General features: G+C 44.7%; 17 protein-coding genes. 6 read left to right on the top strand and 11 right to left on the bottom strand.

The annotated features are described in order from the left end of the window. Positions 1-22 precede the first annotated feature (22 nt). The 5 genes from IM473_RS08165 to IM473_RS08145 form a co-directional block, all read right to left on the bottom strand. Positions 23-1,192 carry an LptF/LptG family permease gene (locus IM473_RS08165; RefSeq protein ID WP_287658383.1) on the bottom strand — a complete coding sequence of 390 codons (1,170 nt, stop codon included), beginning with the start codon at positions 1,190-1,192 and terminating at the stop codon, positions 23-25. A 34-nt stretch (positions 1,193-1,226) separates the two neighbouring features. Further along, the gene (gene lptB, locus IM473_RS08160; RefSeq protein WP_002782446.1) at positions 1,227-1,955 is read right to left on the bottom strand and encodes an LPS export ABC transporter ATP-binding protein; all 729 of its coding nucleotides are present in this window, start codon (positions 1,953-1,955) and stop codon (positions 1,227-1,229) included. 204 nt (positions 1,956-2,159) lie between these two features. After that, positions 2,160-2,660: an LptA/OstA family protein gene (locus IM473_RS08155; protein ID WP_286825210.1), complete on the bottom strand. Its 501-nt coding sequence runs from the start codon at positions 2,658-2,660 to the stop codon at positions 2,160-2,162. A 134-nt stretch (positions 2,661-2,794) separates the two neighbouring features. Continuing rightward, entirely contained in the window at positions 2,795-3,220 is a 426-nt protein-coding gene (locus IM473_RS08150; RefSeq protein WP_287658382.1) for a DUF309 domain-containing protein, read from the bottom strand. Positions 3,221-3,229: 9 nt separating this feature from the next. Next, positions 3,230-3,589 carry a ferredoxin-thioredoxin reductase catalytic domain-containing protein gene (locus IM473_RS08145; RefSeq protein ID WP_287658381.1) on the bottom strand — a complete coding sequence of 120 codons (360 nt, stop codon included), beginning with the start codon at positions 3,587-3,589 and terminating at the stop codon, positions 3,230-3,232. Between the two features lie 255 nt (positions 3,590-3,844). On the opposite strand from IM473_RS08145, the gene IM473_RS08140 reads away from it, so the two are divergent. Continuing rightward, on the top strand, positions 3,845-4,144 hold the full coding sequence (locus tag IM473_RS08140) for a DUF1816 domain-containing protein (protein WP_104397822.1): 300 nt from the start codon (positions 3,845-3,847) through the stop codon (positions 4,142-4,144). After that, positions 4,113-4,760 carry a ComF family protein gene (locus IM473_RS08135; RefSeq protein WP_287658380.1) on the top strand — a complete coding sequence of 216 codons (648 nt, stop codon included), beginning with the start codon at positions 4,113-4,115 and terminating at the stop codon, positions 4,758-4,760. The genes IM473_RS08140 and IM473_RS08135 overlap by 32 nt, the downstream gene beginning before the upstream one ends. Positions 4,761-4,804: 44 nt before the next feature. Here the strand turns inward: IM473_RS08135 and psbX are convergent, their stop codons facing one another. After that, complete coding sequence (gene psbX / locus IM473_RS08130; RefSeq protein WP_002733679.1) at positions 4,805-4,924, bottom strand: photosystem II reaction center X protein; 120 nt, start codon at positions 4,922-4,924, stop codon at positions 4,805-4,807. A 546-nt stretch (positions 4,925-5,470) separates the two neighbouring features. Between psbX and IM473_RS08125 the strand changes: the two genes are divergently transcribed. Then, positions 5,471-5,770 (top strand): hypothetical protein, encoded by a 300-nt coding sequence (locus IM473_RS08125; protein WP_002793832.1) that lies wholly within the window; start codon positions 5,471-5,473, stop codon positions 5,768-5,770. Positions 5,771-5,805: 35 nt separating this feature from the next. Here the strand turns inward: IM473_RS08125 and IM473_RS08120 are convergent, their stop codons facing one another. Together IM473_RS08120 and IM473_RS08115 are read right to left on the bottom strand one after the other, a co-directional pair. Continuing rightward, positions 5,806-6,738 (bottom strand): DNA adenine methylase, encoded by a 933-nt coding sequence (locus tag IM473_RS08120; protein ID WP_287658378.1) that lies wholly within the window; start codon positions 6,736-6,738, stop codon positions 5,806-5,808. A gap of 15 nt (positions 6,739-6,753) precedes the next feature. Further along, the gene (locus tag IM473_RS08115; protein ID WP_287658424.1) at positions 6,754-6,939 is read right to left on the bottom strand and encodes a type II restriction endonuclease; all 186 of its coding nucleotides are present in this window, start codon (positions 6,937-6,939) and stop codon (positions 6,754-6,756) included. A 245-nt stretch (positions 6,940-7,184) separates the two neighbouring features. Between IM473_RS08115 and ftsH2 the strand changes: the two genes are divergently transcribed. Next, positions 7,185-9,071, top strand: coding sequence for an ATP-dependent zinc metalloprotease FtsH2 (gene ftsH2, locus IM473_RS08110; RefSeq protein WP_287168432.1), 1,887 nt, complete (start codon positions 7,185-7,187; stop codon positions 9,069-9,071). 64 nt (positions 9,072-9,135) lie between these two features. On the opposite strand, the gene IM473_RS08105 is transcribed toward ftsH2, so the two are convergent. Both IM473_RS08105 and holB read right to left on the bottom strand, forming a co-directional pair. After that, on the bottom strand, positions 9,136-9,348 hold the full coding sequence (locus IM473_RS08105; RefSeq protein WP_287658376.1) for a neurohypophysial hormones like protein: 213 nt from the start codon (positions 9,346-9,348) through the stop codon (positions 9,136-9,138). A 37-nt stretch (positions 9,349-9,385) separates the two neighbouring features. After that, on the bottom strand, positions 9,386-10,351 hold the full coding sequence (gene holB / locus IM473_RS08100; RefSeq protein WP_287658375.1) for a DNA polymerase III subunit delta': 966 nt from the start codon (positions 10,349-10,351) through the stop codon (positions 9,386-9,388). 12 nt (positions 10,352-10,363) lie between these two features. On the opposite strand from holB, the gene IM473_RS08095 reads away from it, so the two are divergent. Continuing rightward, entirely contained in the window at positions 10,364-10,705 is a 342-nt protein-coding gene (locus tag IM473_RS08095) for a hypothetical protein (protein WP_002734498.1), read from the top strand. Between the two features lie 199 nt (positions 10,706-10,904). Here IM473_RS08095 and IM473_RS08090 read toward each other — a convergent pair whose 3' ends face one another. Continuing rightward, the gene (locus IM473_RS08090; protein WP_287658374.1) at positions 10,905-13,235 is read right to left on the bottom strand and encodes a heavy metal translocating P-type ATPase; all 2,331 of its coding nucleotides are present in this window, start codon (positions 13,233-13,235) and stop codon (positions 10,905-10,907) included. Positions 13,236-13,874: 639 nt separating this feature from the next. On the opposite strand from IM473_RS08090, the gene IM473_RS08085 reads away from it, so the two are divergent. Next, on the top strand, positions 13,875-14,258 hold the full coding sequence (locus IM473_RS08085; RefSeq protein ID WP_287658373.1) for a hypothetical protein: 384 nt from the start codon (positions 13,875-13,877) through the stop codon (positions 14,256-14,258). Positions 14,259-14,723: the final 465 nt, after the last annotated feature.

Genomic DNA, 14,723 nt, shown 5'->3' with positions numbered 1-14,723 from the left:
TATTCCCACCGCTAAACCTCGATTACTTAGCCGATTGAAGTAACAAAATTCCCCCGGCAGTTAATCCTAAAATGTTGGGCAACCAAGCGGCCATCAACGGGGTTAAAACTCCGCCAATGCCTAAGGAACTGGTGACAAAAGATAGGAGATAATAGGAGAAAATTAGAACAATACAAATACCGAAACTGGTGGCTTTATTAGAATTTTGGGGACGCAATCCCAAGGCTGCCCCAATCATCCCAAAAACTAAACAAACAAAGGGTAAAGATATTTTCTGCTCGATTTGAACCTGCAATTTTCTAATTTTAGTGGGATTGCCGCTTAATTGCAGTATTTCTAGGTATTCCCGCGCTTGTCTCAGGGTCATTTCCGAACCATCTCGCGCCCGAAAAGCTAAATCTAAAGGGGTACGCGGTAGGGCTAATTGTTGATGTTGAAAGCGGACAATATTACGATAGGAACCATTAGGATCAATTAGATAAATTGTACCGTTATAAAAATCCCAGATATTTTTTTCAATATTCCAAGAAGCTGATTCTGAGGTAATAATTTGATTAACTTCCTGCTGGCTGCGATCGAGAATGGTTAAACCTAGCATCTCTTGACCGTTAAATCTTTCGGCATAAAATAACCTTCTTAATACCGTTTGCGGTTCCCCTCCATCCGGCCGCCGCACTTTGCCGTATTCAGGATAAATAATATTATCTTCAATAAAAGATTTGCGATTTGGTCGTAGGGCTTTGGTCATGGTAGCATTAGCTTCATAACTGGCAGCTGGAGCCACATAATCGTTAAAAACGTAGGTTAATCCCGTCACTATTAAACTTAGCACAATGGCCGGAATTATTAGGCGATAAACACTAATTCCAATACTTTTCAAAGCAATTAATTCGCTATCACTGGCTAAACGACTGTAGGCCATTAAAGCCGCTAAAAGTATCGACATGGGAAAGGCTAAAACGATAAACTCTGGCATTTTTAATAAGAGAATTTTTAAGGCCAAAGCAAAAGGTAAACCCGATTCAGTAATCCGTCGCACTAAATCAAATAAAGTACCGATCGCCACTCCCAAAGAAGTGAATAAACCCATACCAAATAAAAAGGGCAATAATAACTCGACAAAAATATAGCGGTCTAAGATGCTAAATCCGGGTATTCTACTTAAATTTCCTTGCCAATTGCTAACTTTCATGATATAATGCAGCGATTTTTTTTATTAATAACAATTATCGGAAAAAATTATCACCCAAATAATACTGACGCACCAGAGGATTATTATAAAGTTCTTCGCCACTTCCCGCCGCTAAAATCTGCCCTTCGCGCATAATATAAGCCCGATTAGTGATAGCCAAAGTTTCTCGCACATTGTGATCAGTAATTAAAATTCCCATCTGACGATCCCTTAAACCAGCGATCATCGCTTGAATCTCGGACACAGCGATCGGATCCACCCCGGCGAAAGGTTCATCTAATAATAAAAATCTCGGTCCGTTGACTCCCACCGCTAAAGCGCGAGCTAATTCTGTCCTTCTTCTTTCTCCTCCGGAAACGTAGGCTCCTTTAGTGCGAACAATCTTATCGAGGCGAAATTCTTTTAATAAATCATAGAGACGATTTGCCCGTTGGGAAAAGGGAACCCCCGACTGTTCTAGGGCTAACTGAATATTTTCTGATACAGTTAAATAACGAAAAATACTGGCCTGCTGCGTCAGATAGCCAATACCCAGACGCGCCCTTTGATTAAGAGGTAATTTGGTAATTTCTTTTTGATCGAGCCAAACGCGTCCTAGATTCGGTTTAATTAATCCCGTGGCAATATAAAAAGTCGTGGTTTTCCCCGCACCATTTGGTCCTAATAAACCGACAATTTCCCCCGGGGCAACAGTAATACTCACCCGGTTAACTACGAGCCTTTTACCGTAGGATTTATGGATATTTTCTAATACTAAAGTCATCTTTATCCGGTGTTGGGAATTATGAATTATGAATTATGAATTATGAATTAGGAAGTGGGAAGTGGGGGGAGTGGGAATTATGAATTATGAATTATGAATTATGAAGTGGGGAAATTGAACTAAAACCCCAAAACCCCAAAACCCCAACCCCCAACACCTAAAACCTGTCTCCTGTCTCGGAGTCTCCTGATTCCTGACTCCCCATCACTGCGGGTTAATAATTGGGGCAGCGGGGAGGGAAGGGGAAGGTATGGGCGCGGGTGTCGGGGAAGCAGCCGGTTGGGGGGAAGTTTCGTTATCTTTGACTAAATAAATTGACTCCACCTGCTGACTGGTTTGGGGAGTAGCGATAAATCTGCCCTCATCGACTAGATAAGTCATCGTTTCGGCGCGGATACTGTTGCCTTCCTGCAAAACGTAAACGTTACCCGTCATCACTAAACGACGTTCGCGGCTAAAATACTGAGCTTGGGCGGAAGTGGCCTGCATTTTGCGGGCAGGATAGAACACTTGTACGTTACCCCGAGCAGTAATTACCCCCGTTTTTGAGTTCGCCTCCTGAATATCCGATCGCACTGTCATGGCATTACCAGGTACAATATTCTGCTGTGCTTTGACTAGGGGAGAATTGCCCAATCCCACCATTAAGCCAGCAGAAACGAGGGAAACTAGCCATCCTCTGATTTTTGTGTATCTTGCTCTCATAGAAATGTCACCTATAAATAGAGTATTTTATCCCCCCTTTATCCCCCCTTTATCCCCCCTTAATAAGGGGGGTGCTGACAATTTTAACACCCACCTACTTAGAGGTAATTGTATTGACTAACTAATCTGGCTGTTTAGACAAGGGGATGACTTTTGAGAATTTTCGGCAGAGAACAGATAGATCGATCGAGGTGGGGATGAGGATGTTCCTGATTGCTTTTCATCGCTTCTAGCACTGCCGGTAAAGCTTGGGGATCGAGATTCTGTAAAAAGTTTAATAGATCCAAACTCTCCCCCACCAAGTGCGTCACGTTGATCCCCTCGTAATCGGGTTGATAGTGTTGTAAACGTCTAACCCCTTCTCCCAAAAGAATTACCGCCCCGCGCCAGTTATTATTTTCTAGATGGTAACAAGCGACAGCAATCTGCAAAATGCCTTGATAAAAGGTTTTTTCAGGCTCTGCGGACTCCATCCACAAAGCCTCTAGGGTATCATGACAAGCATAGAATTGCTGCCGATTAAATTCGTCGATTCCTTGCCCAAAAGCGCTGGCTGTCATTACCCTATACTAATGCCCCTTCATCGATTCGCGGACTTCTTGGATATAGTCGAGGGAAATTACCTGTTCTTCCCCAGCAAACTCGTTATCGGGGGTAATAAACAGCATACAGTGACATTCTTTCCGTTCCCGCATCGGCACACAGGGACAATTCCAGAAAGTATTTTTTACCTCCGCTTCTTTGTCTTCGTAGTGACGACAGGGACATAAAGGAGCGCCTAATTCGTCCTTATGACGGGCTAATCCCTCAATTACTACCGCTGTCACCGAGAGATCGCTACAGAAGTAAGTATCTGTGCGTCTAGCGTACTGTTCGGCAAAATTCTTCATCGCCTCAAGACTCTTATCTGTGTCCGTGATCTGACTCATAGTTATCTGATCCCCTTAGCTTTCTACAAAAAAACTTTTTACTATCCTATCTCGATCCGCTTCCCCTTGGCTGAGGGGAATTTTTAGAATCTCTTTTGATTTTGCGACCGATCCCCTTGTTAATCTAATACGATAAAAAGACTCTCTTTGGCCAAAAGCTCGACTTTTTGGCCGGCAAATGGGAATTATGGGGGCAAAGTTTCTCAAAACCTGTCCTTGATTCCTGCAATCCCCGTACCCTATCACTACCAGAACATGATTTTATCTTTCTTAGAGACAAATAAAATTTCTGACGATAACACGCCTTGGTGGCTGAAAATTACCTCCCTTTATCCCCACTGTATTTACTATTTTGGTCCCTTTGCCTCCTTTGAGGAAGCACAAGAGCATCAGGGGGGTTATCTCCAAGATCTAGAGTCCGAAGGAGCGCAAGGAATCAGTCTTTCGATCGAGCGGAGTAATCCCCATTATTTGACCGTTTTTGACGATGGAAATCAGCATCTAGCTAAAACTTTTGCTTCCCATGCTCGAACCTTTTCTCGGTTTATTTCTTAAGTCTCCCTGTCCTCTTTGTCAACGGCAGAGCGATCAAGAGCTTTGCCGTGATTGTGGGCGACAATTACAGTCCTATCGTCAGAATAACCCGCTTTTTCTCTGGCGTGGTTCTATTCCCCTGTTTATCTGGGGACGCTACGAAGGTAAATTAAAACAGGCGATCGCTAAAATGAAATATGATCGCCATCCCGCTCTCGGCTCTTTGCTAGGCAGTTGCATGGGGGAAACTTGGCTGCTTCGTCCTCCCCTCACCGATAAACGTTTGACGGTGATTCCTATCCCTCTCCACCCGGAAAGGTTAAGGGAAAGGGGTTTTAATCAAGCAGAAGTCATTGGCGAGGGTTTTTGTCGTTTAACCGGTTATCATCTGGCTAGTCGCGGATTAATTCGGATTAAGAACACGGCAGCTTTATTTAGTCTGGCAGCCGAGGCGAGAAAAAAGACGATGCAAGCGGCTTTTCAACTGGGGAAAAATTTACCGAAATCAGTGCCGATTCTCTTAATCGATGATATTTATACCACGGGAACCACGATCGAGGAAGCTGTGCAGGTTTTACGCACAGAGGGATATCGGGTAGTCGGTGCGATCGCTCTTGCCAGTTCCAAAATTAGCTAAAATGCCCAGACGGAATCGGTCTAGGCATTTAGGGTTAAATTAAATTAAGTGCGTTTGATCTTGTCGTATTGACTGATGAAAATCAAACCGATAGTGGCAGGGATCAGGACGATAACCGCACCTAAAACAAGGCTCCAGAGAAAGTTAGCTAAAGAGGGTGTCATGATAGATAAATCCTTTGTCATATTTTCAAAGACTTAGTTTTTTATCTTATCACCTTGGGCGAGAAGACCCCCAGTTCCACAGTCAGATAAATGCGATCGCAAGTTTTATATGTATCTAAGCACAATTAATTACACATCTAAGCCACTACTCCGTCAGACTTCTGCGGTGATGAGCAAACAGAGAACTGAAAACTCAGCTCTCTTATTCTTTGTGTGATAAGTTTAACTTATATAGTAGCGATCGGTCTTTGTGTCCTCTGTGTCTCTGTGGTTCATTCCACTCACTTGCTCGTAAGACTGTATCTTAGAATACATTTTACCCACCAAACTTAAGAGAGCCAAAACTCAAATCCGATCCCTAATAGCTGTATCCCGTCTCCTGTCTCCTGTCTCCTGTCTCCTGTCTCGACTAGGAAATTAATTTTGCACGACTACTTATGTCTTCAATCCCTCAAAATAAAATCTCCCTTGACTTCTCAAGGAGATAGGGATGTTTGACAATAGGTGATAGTTACAAAAGTTCACACTAGATTGGCAAAGATTGTTATGGCTACTGACGATCGCAAACGGCGCATTCTCGATCATCTCTCCAGAAGTACCACTGGTGCTGACTATATTCCCCAAAAACCGCTGCCAATTGTGGAAACTCCTCCGGTGGCAGCGGAACCTGTGGCAGCGCCGCCTCCAGTAACTCCTTCACCGGAATTAACTGCTAAAGAGCGCAAAAGAAAGATAATGTCCCATCTTTCCATGAGTAGTCAAGATTTTGGCGAAATTACTAGCACTACCCCCGAAGAAAAGCGTAAACGCCAAATTAACGACCATCTGCGCCAAAGCCAAGGATAAATAGTAAGGAGTGAGAATTTGCAACTAGGCATCTTCTAGACTGTTCTCACTCCCTTATTTTCTGCTGTCGATGGGAATAGTGACAGTTGTTGCAAATCAGTTCCTCGCTCTGGCAACAAGGGAATGTTAAAGTTAGTAATGAGCGCTTCGGTGATCGGATGACGCAATTTTTCTGTGGAACCCACATGATAAAAATGCTGTTTAGTATAGATATAAAACTTATCAGCACTCCAATTTTTTTTAATTAAAGGATTGCTTCTAAACTGATTACTGTGCCAAGTAGACAAAATAAACCGACAAGAAATATCCTTTAAAATAGTCACCAAACAATCTTCATCCTCTTCAGACCAAGAGTTAAAATAATCGACGTGTCTCCCTAAATAAGGAGGATCGAGATAGATCAAGTCTGTTTTTTGCCAATCAGATAAAGTCTCTCGAAAGTCAGCCACTTGAAAATTATAATCAGTTTTAATAAGAATATTTTCTAGGGCAATAACTTGATTGACTATTTTGGTAATATATGCTTGAGAAAATCGTTCTGATTTATGACAGTAAGGTACGTTAAACTGTCCCTTACGATTGAATCTCATCACGCCATTAAAACAGGAGCGATTGAGAAATAAAAAATCTAGAGAATTAGGAGCTTGATTAAATCTTTCTCGTACTTGATAATAATAACTTTCTCCCTGCTCCTTAAGAACTTGACCATTTTCTTGCAAAAAAAGCTTCACAGTTTTACTGGTAATAACTTGATTTTTTAGATTATTATAAAACTGGATAATATGAGTATTTGTGTCCGCAAGTAAAGCCTTTTTGGGATTAATATTAAAAGCCACCACCCCTGATCCAGCAAAGGGTTCTATCCAACGCCCAAAGCTAAGATCAGACACAATATTTTTAATATCTTTCACCAATTTAGTTTTAATTCCTTGACACTTAATCGGTGGCACAAGTGGCGTTAACTTCACTAAACACTCTCCTCATCAATAGTAATCTCTATCCACAGCAAACTTAGCTCCTGTTGGCTCGTGAATAAGGGTCAAATCAGGGTAAAAATTTTGTTGAGATACTAACTCTATCTTTAATTGGTTACATCTAGCAAAATTATCAAATATGGGAAAAAGAAGCAATTCTAGGATTTTGGAGATGATTTTCGTATCAATAGATATAGTATATAATTCTAGGCAGTTTAAATTCAGTACAGCTTATCCCAGAAACCATGAGACCTTGTTAGAACACATGAACTAAAAAAATCTCTCGTCACCATTCTTGTCAGAATTATGAGAATTACGTTACATTTAGTTAAGATTTAATTGGCTGCGGGGATTAATATCGAAAAAATAACGTAAAATCCTTGACAAAAACAGCTAAATGAGTTAAGCAAAAATCTTTATCCTAGAACCACTAAACAAACATGAAACTATCCTGGAAAACGATTTTACTGTGGACATTGCCCGCCCTCGTGGTCGGTTTTTTCCTCTGGCAAGGCACTTTTGCCACCGCCACCAGTAATATCGGCAATAACACCGCCACTACCCGGATGACCTACGGACGCTTTCTAGAATACCTAGACAGTGGTAGGGTTGTTAGCGTCGATCTCTACGAAGGGGGCAGAACTGCGATCGTACAGGCCCTAGATCCAGAACTAGAAAACCGAGTACAACGCCTACGGGTCGATTTACCGGCCAATTCCCCGGATTTGATCGCCCGTTTACGCGATTCTAAAATTAGTTTCGATGCTCACCCGATGCGGAATGACGGTGCTTGGTGGGGATTCCTCGGTAATCTACTTTTCCCCTTTTTGCTGATTGCCGCTCTCTTTTTCCTGTTCCGCCGTTCTAATAATATCCCAGGCGGTCCGGGTCAAGCGATGAGTTTTGGTAAATCAAAAGCCCGTTTCCAGATGGAAGCGAAAACCGGCATCACCTTTGATGATGTGGCGGGAATTGACGAAGCGAAGGAAGAATTACAGGAAGTCGTCACTTTCCTCAAACAACCGGAGAAATTTACCGCCGTCGGTGCCAAAATCCCCAAAGGAGTCCTGTTAGTTGGCCCTCCGGGTACGGGTAAAACCCTGTTGGCTAAAGCGATCGCCGGTGAAGCGGGTGTACCTTTCTTCAGCATTTCCGGTTCGGAATTTGTGGAAATGTTCGTCGGTGTCGGTGCTTCTCGCGTGCGCGATTTGTTCAAAAAAGCCAAGGAAAATGCTCCCTGTTTAATATTTATCGATGAAATTGACGCGGTAGGTCGTCAACGGGGTGCCGGTATCGGTGGTGGTAACGATGAACGGGAACAAACCCTGAACCAATTATTGACAGAAATGGACGGTTTCGAGGGGAATACGGGAATTATCATCATTGCCGCCACTAACCGCCCCGATGTTCTCGATTCCGCTCTCATGCGTCCGGGCCGTTTTGATCGCCAAGTAACCGTCGATGCACCCGATTTTAAAGGTCGTTTAGAGATTTTAGACGTTCACGCCCGCAATAAAAAGCTGGCCAACGACGTTTCCATCGAAGCGATCGCCCGTCGCACCCCGGGGTTCAGTGGAGCAGATTTAGCCAATTTACTGAACGAAGCGGCAATTTTAACCGCCCGTCGTCGTAAAGATGCCATTACCCTCCTGGAGATAGATGACGCGGTAGATCGCGTTATCGCCGGTATGGAAGGCACTCCTTTAGTCGATAGCAAGAGCAAGCGCTTAATCGCTTACCATGAAGTGGGCCATGCGATCGTGGGTACGCTCTTAAAAGATCACGATCCCGTCCAGAAAGTGACTCTGATTCCCCGGGGACAGGCCCAGGGTTTAACTTGGTTCACTCCCAACGAAGAACAGGGTTTAACCACGAAAGCGCAGTTAATGGCCCGGATTTCCGGTGCTTTAGGTGGTCGGGCAGCCGAGGAAGAAATCTTCGGCTATGATGAGGTGACTACCGGTGCCGGTGGCGATTTACAGCAAGTTTCTGATATGGCCCGTCAGATGGTGACTCGTTTCGGGATGAGCGATTTGGGTCCTTTGTCCCTAGAAAGTCAAGGGGGTGAAGTGTTCCTCGGTGGCGGTTTGATGACTCGTTCCGAGTATTCTGAGAAGGTCGCTACTCGCATCGATGATCAGGTGCGATCAATCGTGGAACACTGCCATGAAATTTCTCGGCAAATTGTCCGCGATCATCGCGAAGTGATCGATCGAGTGGTGGATCTGCTGATCGAAAAAGAAACGATCAATGGGGAAGAATTCCGGCAAATTGTGGCTGAATACGCCTACGTTCCCGAAAAAGAACAGTTTGTACCACAGTTATAGGTTGATTTCAATCCATAGGCGATCGGGTGGGTTAAAGCTCACCCGATTTTTTTATCCTAGGAATTTAGTTATCATCATCGTCATCGTCTTTATTCTGGTCATTATCACCGTCTTTTTGCTGCTTTTCCCCGTCTTTATCGCTATCTTCGTCTTTTTGGGGGGATTCCACCGCAGGAGAGCCATTTTTCGGTTCTTCGCCTTGTTTTCCTCCCTGACAAGCGCCTAAAACCGTAGTCAAGGTTAACAGAATCAGCAAAACTAAGGATTTGATTTTCATGGTCTTTCTCCCCACTCGATCGATAAATATAACAATTTTAAGACTTTTGGGCGGTGGATAGCTTGGCCAATGCCAAGAAAGTACATTCCCAGACTAAACGGGGTTGAACGTAGGCTAACAGCTGCCGGCGGGTTTTTTCCAAGATTTCTAAAATCGATCGCTCTCGTCGTCGTTGCCAATCCTCATACTGAAGATAACTCACATACCATAATTGGGTTTCCGTGTCAAGAGTTTGGGCGATAATTTTGGCTAATTCCAGTGCTTGGGAAAGTTTTAGGGGAAATTTGCCGGAAGATCGCGGTAAATCTTGGGGGAGACTGTCGAGAAATTCTAAAGCGGCGATCGCTTCTCCGGGGCTACCTTGGGCTAAACCGAGAATTGCCGGATAATTGAGAACGCGAGCTTGTCCGTTAGAGCGCAGGACTTGAGCGAGATTTTCTTCCGAAAGACGCTGAAAAGGGATCTGTTGACAGCGAGAAACGAGAGTCGGTAGTAAAGAGGAGGGACTGGGAGCAATCAGGATTAAAGTGGCTTTTCCCGGTTCCTCAAGCGTTTTTAAGAGCGCATTTGCCGCCGATTCCGTCATGGTGTCTGCTTCCTCGATCACCACCACAGAGCGGGCCGATTCCAGGGGAGGACGACTTAAAAAGTTAGTAATCTCGCGAATTTGTTCGATGCGGATTTGCGGGGGAGCTTTACGCTTGAGATTGCTTTCCTGTGCTTCTTTTGCGGTGAGCAGTTTGCCTTGGTGTTGATAAGTGGGTTCAATCCAGAGTAAATCGGGATGATTGCCCCCTAAAAAGCGTTTCAGGATTAATTCCCTTGTTTCCGGCGATCGATCTCTAGTTAACAAGTCTTGACAGAAACATTTTGCTGCTAGATTGCGTCCAATCCCCTTAGCGCCGGCGAATAAGTAAGCGGGAGCGATCGAATTGACTTCAAGCGCTCTTTGTAGTAGTTCAATGGCCTGATTTTGACCGATTAACCTTGACCAATTTATCATCTTTTCCCTGCCATGGCTCGCTATTGCTGTTCCTATTTTGTCGGGATTTCTCCTCATCAGACCGGGTTTTTATACGATGATATATTAAGTTTGGGTGAATTTGAAATCATCAAGCGCCGGACCGATGTCTTGCTTTTATCGGAAGTTCCTAACGATGCTTTCTTTCCCCAGTTAGTGAAAGTGGAATTGTTTATTCATCCTCCCACTAGCTCGGAACTTCAGATCGATTTATTGGTAAAAAATCATGAATTGCCCCTGAGAACTAATAATCGTTGTCGGCGATTTTTTGAATCTATTCACCAGATTATTACCAACAATTATCAAGGTCAATCCCTGACCAGAATTACCGCTTAACCGGATTTGTTCCTGTCTCCGTCAACTGACAAAGACAGGGACAAAATGCCATCTTGGCTCTCTTGGGTAACGAACCACAAAGACACAGAGGACACAGAGATTGATCGCTCCTGTATCAGTTAAACTTATCGCACAAAGAATAAGAGAGTCGCTCTTTTTGGTGCTTGATAGATTGATCGAGAAAAAATCGGTAATTGCTTTAGTTTTTGCCTTCCTGCGTCGATTTGAGCGGAGGAAATTGACGACGTAAAAGCAAGGAATTACTCACTACCATAACCGAACTAAAAGCCATCAAAGCTGCTGCTAGGGCCGGACTGAAAGCTAGACCCCAATGGGGTAGTAATAAGCCACCGGCAATGGGAATAGCAAGGGTATTATAGCCCAAAGCCCAAAAAAGATTTTGTCGGATTTTTTGCCATGTGGCCAGACTTAAATGCAGAGATTGCACCACATCCTCCAGGCGATCGCTAATTAAAACGATCCCAGCCGTTTCCATGGCCACTTCCGTGCCACCGGCCAGAGCAATACCGATGTTAGCCTGTCCTAGTGCAGGAGCGTCATTGATACCATCCCCGACCATAGCGACGATTTTGCCTTCTTTTGTCTGTAAGTCAGCAATTAAGGCGGATTTTTCGGCGGGAGCAACTTGGGCATAAAATTGACTAATACCTAAACTATTAGCGATCGCTGTCACCACTTCTTGGCGATCACCACTGAGTAAAATCACCTCTAAACCGAGTTTTTGCAACTGATTAACGGTTGTTTGAGCATCGGGACGCAATCGGTCCTGAAAAGCGATCGCGCCGAGTAATTGTTCTTCCATCCCCAGATAAATCACCGTTTTACCCGCTTGTAAAAGCTCTTGAATCCCCCAGATAGTTTCATCGATTTTAATGCCGTTCTGTGCCAACCATTGCCGATTTCCCAGAACAATTTTCGACCCCTGCACCCTTGCAGAAACTCCCAATCCGGCCACAGTTTGAAAATCTTCCCCCGTCAGGTTAGTAGGAGGAGTAACCGCGTCTAAAATCGCCCGAGCAAGAGGATGATTAGTACCACTCTCCACTACTGCCGCTAATTGCTGAATTTCCAGGGGATTAAGCTCAGAAAAACTCAAACAATCGGTAATTTCTGGATGACCTTGGCTAAGGGTTCCCGTTTTGTCAAAAACCACCGTTTGCAGTCGCGAGACGGTTTCCAAAACATCACCCCCTTTAATTAAAATACCCCGTTCGGCTGCTAAACTGGTTCCCACCAGTAGGGCCGTCGGTGTGGCTAAACCGAGAGCGCAGGGACAAGCGACCACAAGCACAGAAATCGCTAATTTTAGGGACAAAAGTAGGGGAGAAGTGGGTTGAATCATCTCGTGGTGTCCTGTGGTTGACCCTAACACCTCTGGAAAGAGCCTAGTTCCCCAAAAATACCAAAAGAGCAGCACAATTAGGGCAATTATCATCACTCCGTAGGCAAAATAACCCGCTACCCGGTCCGCTATCTTCTGTACCGGGGCCTTGCGAGTTTGGGCTGATTCCACAGCTGCGATAATCTTAGCTAGGGTGGTATCGGTCCCCACCTGACGAGTTTGTACGGCGATCGCACCGGAGAGATTGAAACTGCCAGCAATGACTAGATCTCCCATTTCCTTGACCACCGGCAGCGATTCCCCCGTCAATAAAGCTTCATCTACCGTGGTTCTTCCCTGAATAATCTCCCCATCCACGGGAATTTTTTCCCCGGGTAAGACGCGCACCCATTCCCCGACGCGCAGCTGTTCCACCGGAATCGCCACGCCCACACGGTCATCTGTACTACCAATCAGGTGAGCCACTGCCGGTTGTAGGGAGGTAAGCGCTTCTAGGTCTGCGGCTGCACGATGACGGGAATGCGCTTCTAGAGTCCGTCCGAGGAGAATAAACCCTAACAGCATGACCGGTTCATCGAAAAAGCACTCTAGACCGAGATTAGGGAAGATAAGAGCCAAACAACTGGCTATATAGGCGCTACCTGTGCCTAAACTAACGAGAGTGTTCATATTTGGCATCCCGTGCCGTAATCCGCGCCAACCATCGATGAAAATATCGCGGCCGGGGAATAAAATGGCTAGGGTGGCTAAAGTCCAGTGAAAAGCAATACTTTGAAAGATGGGGATTTCTGGTCCCCCGATGTGGTGTAAGTGACCAATCAGGGAAAAAACCAGTAAACAACAAGCGATCGCTAATCGGTATAATTGTTGTTGCCGTTCTTTTTGTTGGTTTTGCAGCCGTTGATTTTGTTGAGAAAGGGGAGTCGATGAGCTGCGCGGTTGGGTGGGGAATCCAATCGCGGTTAATTTTGCGGCTAACTGCTCTGGTGCGATCGCATCCGGTTGGTATTCAATCACGGCAATTTCCGTGATTAGGTTAACTTGGGCCGATTTTACCCCTTGATTTTGGCTGAGTTGTCGTTCTACGGCACTCACACAGCCGGCGCATTTCATGCCTTTTACGTCTAGAGTAGCGGTTTTTAGTCCAGTTTCGGCGGCTAGGATCATAGAAAAAGTAGGCAAGGATGGTCTTTACTTCTATCCTAGAAATTCTCGGCCGATTTTTAAACTATTTTGGCGTGTAGGGTTACAGATAGATGAAATTTTAGCGCGATCGCCGATCTTGTAGGGTGCGTTAATGAAATGTAACGCACCTTATCTAATGTTCAAAATTCGTGCGTTACGCTGACGCTAACACACCCTACTGGACTGACACAGCTAAAATAGGGCAATAGATAGGCTCAAATGAGGACATCAATCATGGGAAGATGTAGGCGAGATAAAGTTTATCTGACAGTCGCACAACGAGAAAACTTTGAACAAATCAGTGGGGGAGGGTTCATAACAGAGTACGCTAATCGCCATAACAAGCTTATCGTAATATTATACGGAAAACTTCTTGCGATTACTCCATTTGAGCGTAATATACGGAAAGATTCTTAAAAAAATGTAGTGGATTGTTTCAGCTAAAATAGGGCAATAGATTTCGGCTTAAAGTCTTAGATTATAGAATTTATAGCATTTTTCTAATACACCAAATTAGCTGAAACAGTCCAGTAGATATGTTGCGATCTGCGGAAAACTTCTGTACAATACTCAGTTAGTCCGAAGCTTCATACAACTATCCAATAACCAAAGGTAAGCAAAATGGCTGATACATATCCATTGTCAAATCCAGGTAGTGAACTGAATCCCGGTCCCGATGGCAACAAAGTCCAGTTTAACGTTAGCGATGGAACTCCTGGGAAAATCACATTCTGCCTAAGTTCGGCTAATAACATCACATGGTGGAAAGGAGTCAAGGTCTTTGGTGACGATTCATGGAACGCGATCGGATTAATAGAAACCCAGGATTCCTCCCACGGGCCAGTCTGCATTACACTTGATGTTGGCCAATTTCAAGAAGAAAAATCGCGTCTTGAGTTTTGGAAGGCCAAGTTTGCTGGCGCTCACACTGACATGATTCACTACTCATTCAACCCATTCCAGTATGCAGGCAAGCAACTTAGTTTTATCTGGAAGACTGACTAAAAAGGGCTGCGCTCGCTCCGCATATCGTTTGAACAGTGCGATCGCAATCGCCGTAGGGTGCGTTCCCTAATGCAGTGTGATCGCCGATCTTGTAGGGTGCGTTAATGAAATGTAACGCACCTTATCTAATGTTCAAAATTCGTGCGTTACGCTGACGCTAACACACCCTACTGGACTGTTTCAGCCTCGCCCGTAGGTTGGGTTGACGCAAGGAAACCCAACATCAATCAACTCATAACAGAGTGCGATGCCGAAGGCACTGCGTAGCAGCACGCCGATCTTGTAGGGTGCGTTAATGAAATGTAACGGTGCGATTCGTTTCTGGGGGAATAAATAGCCTAGAGTAGCCTGTAGGTTGAACTTCGGCCGTGAGCTTTTGCCGAACGGTTGACGCAAGGAAACCCAACCATATCAAGTTTGCTGTGAGGTTCCGCTGTTGCTACAATTTGATCCCACATCCATAAT

Source organism: Microcystis sp. M015S2 (assembly GCF_020245945.1).
Lineage (GTDB): Bacteria > Cyanobacteriota > Cyanobacteriia > Cyanobacteriales > Microcystaceae > Microcystis.
Note: the sequence above shows the minus strand (reverse complement) of the source record. Positions and strands in the feature narration are given on the sequence as shown.

Bases quoted from the DNA above. Each gene is read 5' to 3' on its own strand.
- IM473_RS08165 (WP_287658383.1), bottom strand. From the start codon at position 1,192: ATGAAAGTTAGCAATTGGCAAGGAAATTTAAGTAGAATACCCGGATTT.
- lptB (WP_002782446.1), bottom strand. From the start codon at position 1,955: ATGACTTTAGTATTAGAAAATATCCATAAATCCTACGGTAAAAGGCTC.
- IM473_RS08155 (WP_286825210.1), bottom strand. From the start codon at position 2,660: ATGAGAGCAAGATACACAAAAATCAGAGGATGGCTAGTTTCCCTCGTT.
- IM473_RS08150 (WP_287658382.1), bottom strand. From the start codon at position 3,220: ATGACAGCCAGCGCTTTTGGGCAAGGAATCGACGAATTTAATCGGCAG.
- IM473_RS08145 (WP_287658381.1), bottom strand. From the start codon at position 3,589: ATGAGTCAGATCACGGACACAGATAAGAGTCTTGAGGCGATGAAGAAT.
- IM473_RS08140 (WP_104397822.1), top strand. From the start codon at position 3,845: ATGATTTTATCTTTCTTAGAGACAAATAAAATTTCTGACGATAACACG.
- IM473_RS08135 (WP_287658380.1), top strand. From the start codon at position 4,113: ATGCTCGAACCTTTTCTCGGTTTATTTCTTAAGTCTCCCTGTCCTCTT.
- psbX (WP_002733679.1), bottom strand. From the start codon at position 4,924: ATGACACCCTCTTTAGCTAACTTTCTCTGGAGCCTTGTTTTAGGTGCG.
- IM473_RS08125 (WP_002793832.1), top strand. From the start codon at position 5,471: ATGGCTACTGACGATCGCAAACGGCGCATTCTCGATCATCTCTCCAGA.
- ftsH2 (WP_287168432.1), top strand. From the start codon at position 7,185: ATGAAACTATCCTGGAAAACGATTTTACTGTGGACATTGCCCGCCCTC.
- IM473_RS08105 (WP_287658376.1), bottom strand. From the start codon at position 9,348: ATGAAAATCAAATCCTTAGTTTTGCTGATTCTGTTAACCTTGACTACG.
- holB (WP_287658375.1), bottom strand. From the start codon at position 10,351: ATGATAAATTGGTCAAGGTTAATCGGTCAAAATCAGGCCATTGAACTA.
- IM473_RS08095 (WP_002734498.1), top strand. From the start codon at position 10,364: ATGGCTCGCTATTGCTGTTCCTATTTTGTCGGGATTTCTCCTCATCAG.
- IM473_RS08090 (WP_287658374.1), bottom strand. From the start codon at position 13,235: ATGATCCTAGCCGCCGAAACTGGACTAAAAACCGCTACTCTAGACGTA.
- IM473_RS08085 (WP_287658373.1), top strand. From the start codon at position 13,875: ATGGCTGATACATATCCATTGTCAAATCCAGGTAGTGAACTGAATCCC.